General features: G+C 67.3%; 1 protein-coding gene. It reads right to left on the bottom strand.

The window, feature by feature from the left end:
- Nucleotides 1–1,373: 1,373 nt before the first annotated feature.
- On the bottom strand, nt 1,374–2,489 hold the full coding sequence (gene proB / locus ACHQ4I_RS03430; protein ID WP_420770347.1) for a glutamate 5-kinase: 1,116 nt from the start codon (nt 2,487–2,489) through the stop codon (nt 1,374–1,376).
- Between the last annotated feature and the right edge of the window lie 384 nt (nt 2,490–2,873).

Genomic DNA, 2,873 nt, shown 5'->3' on the forward strand with positions numbered 1-2,873 from the left:
CCCACAGTTGCCCGACCCGGGCGGCCAACCCGGCATCACCGGCCCCATCCCCGAAGAAACCGGCCCATCCCAACCCCCATCCACCACCAACCAACCCGGCGTAATCCCAACGCCAGACGGAACCCGCTGAAACCCCCTGCCCCACACCCGATCCACAACATCCAAAGGCCACAGCCGACACCACCCGACGAACTCTGCGCACCAAGCCCCACCCCTGCCGTACCCCTTATCGGATCCGCGTCCCTCGCAGCCGATTTCGCTGCCCCACACCGCGGCCATCGCACCACATACGATCGGCTACCGGCACCGGCTGGCGATCCAGCGGAGATTTCGGCCCAACGATCAAGATCAGGTGGCACTGGTGGCGGGGGCTTCTCGGGCGATGCCGCCACAGATTCCACGTGATCACATGTCCAGTTGAGGGGGTGGTGGGTGGTGGCGTTCGGGTTGGGTGGGCTGCGGTAGGTCCTGTTGTTCTGCACCGACTCCCAGGGGGTGCTCGACCCGGATGGTTTGGCGTTCCGTGGTTTTGCCGGTGCAGTGCTGGGCGCGTCGTGTGCCGTACCCGACTTACCTCCCGCAGTCGGGTGGGCAGGCGGACGGCTTCCAGCTCGGTCGACTGGCTGTGGTTGCGTTCTCGAGAGTGTCGAGGCGAGTCGCACAGGGATCAAGATCAGGTGGCACTGGTGGCGGGGGCTTCTCGGGCGATGCCGCCACAGATTCCACGTGATCACACGTCCAACTGAGGGGGTGGTGGTGGCGTCCGGGTTGGCTGGGCTGCGGTGGGTCCTGTTGTTCTGCACCAACTTCTCGGGGGTGCTGGACCCCGGATGGTTTGGTGTTCCGTGGTTTTGCCGGTGCAGTGCTGGGTGCGTCGTGTGCCGTACCCGGCTTACCTCCCGCAGTCTGGTGGGCAGGCCCGCGGCTTCCAGCTCGGTCGACTGGCTGTGGTTGCGTTCTCGAGAGTGTCGAGGCGAGTCGAACAGGGATCAAGATCAGGTGGCACTGGTGGCGGGGGCTTCTCGGGCGATGCCGCCACAGATTCCACGTGATCACATGTCCAATTGAGGGGGGGTGGGTGGTGGCGTTCGGGTTGGGTGGGCTGCGGTGGGTCCTGTTGTTCTGCACCGACTTCTCGGGGGGTGCTCGACCCGGATCGTTCGGCGTTCCATGGTTTTGCCGGTGCAGTGCTGGGCGCGTCGTGTGCCGTACCCGACTTACCTCCCGCAGTCGGGTGGGCAGGCGGACGGCTTCCAGCTCGGTCGACTGGCTGTGGTTGCGTTCTCGAGCGTTTCGAGGGGAGTCAAATGGTGGTTGGGCTGCGGTGGTGAGGCATCATCTGACTCGGCTCGATGCGGGCTAGCTGGCTGAGCTCAGACTTTGACGAGGTCGTCGGCGTGGATTACTGGGCGTTGCATGGTGTCCGGGAGTTCGGTGGTGGAGCGGCCGAGCATGCCGGAGAGTTCGGTGCTGTCGTATTCGACTACGCCGCGGGCGACGATGCGGTTGTCGGGGGCGATGAGGTCGACTACGTCGCCGCCGTAGAAGCGGCCGCGGATGCCGGTGATGCCAGCGGCCAGCAGGGAGCGGCGGCGGTGGGCCACGGCTTGGACGGCACCGTCGTCGATGAGGATAGCGCCGCGGCTGTCGGCGGCGTGGCGGACCCAGAATTTGCGGGCGGAGAGGCGAACCGGGCGCGCGGCGAAGGCGGTGCCGACGGTGCCAGCGCTGAGCGCGATATCGGCCTCGGTGGCGGCGGCGAGCAGGACGGGCACGCCCGCGTCGGCGGCCAGGCGGGCCGCGGAGAGTTTCGAGGCCATGCCGCCGGTGCCGAGTGCGCCGCCGCTGCCCGCGATGACGCCGTCGAGGTCGGCGCTGCTGCGGACCTCGGGGATGAAGTTCGCGGCGCCCTTGCGCGGGTCACCGTCGTAGAGGCCCTCGACATCGGAGAGCAGCACCAGCGCATCGGCGCCGACCAGATGCGCGACCAGCGCGGCGAGCCGGTCATTGTCGCCGAAGCGGATCTCTTCCGTTGCGACAGTATCGTTTTCGTTCACGACAGCGACCGCGCCGAGCGAGCGCAACCGATCCAAGGTGCGCTGCGCGTTGCGGTGATGTTCGCGCCGGGAGAAGTCGTCGGCGCTCAACAGCACCTGTCCGACCGTGCGCCCGTACCGTGCGAACGAGGTCCCCCACGCATGTGCCAACGCCAACTGCCCGACGCTCGCCGCAGCCTGCTTGGTGGCCAGATCCCTTGGGCGACTTGTCAACCCGAGCGGAGCGATCCCGGCACCGATCGCACCGGACGACACCACGACCACATCGGACCCGGCCCGCATCCGCGCCTCGACCGCATCGGCCAGCCGATCAAGGCGCGCCATATCCAGCCCACCCTTCAGACTGGTCAGCGCCGAAGACCCGATCTTCACCACGACACTGCGCGCCGAAGCAATCGCCGTCCTGGCCTCACTCAGACCGGACTGCGACATCACCTCGGCCATCCCCGAACTCACCTGCATCGCAACCGAACTCCCTGTACCGCAACAGAACCCACCGATTTGATCGCCTGAACCACCCCGGCATTACCGACCGATCCAACCGACTCCGCCGCACCAACCGACCGTGAAGCACCAGCCGACACTGCACCAGCCAACCACGCACGATCAGCTGACGCCCACTCCGCCGGACCAGCCGAGTCCGCCGCACCAACCGACCACGAGGCATCCGCCGCCGCCCAGCCCGCCAACACCGCGCCCGCCGACAGTGCACCAACCGACCACACCGGACCAGCCGACACTGCACCAACGAACCACGCACTACCAGCTGACGCCGCACCAACCGACCCCGACGGATCAACTGCCGCTCCACCAACG

This window comes from Nocardia nepalensis, from assembly GCF_048910785.1.
Lineage (GTDB): Bacteria > Actinomycetota > Actinomycetes > Mycobacteriales > Mycobacteriaceae > Nocardia > Nocardia nepalensis.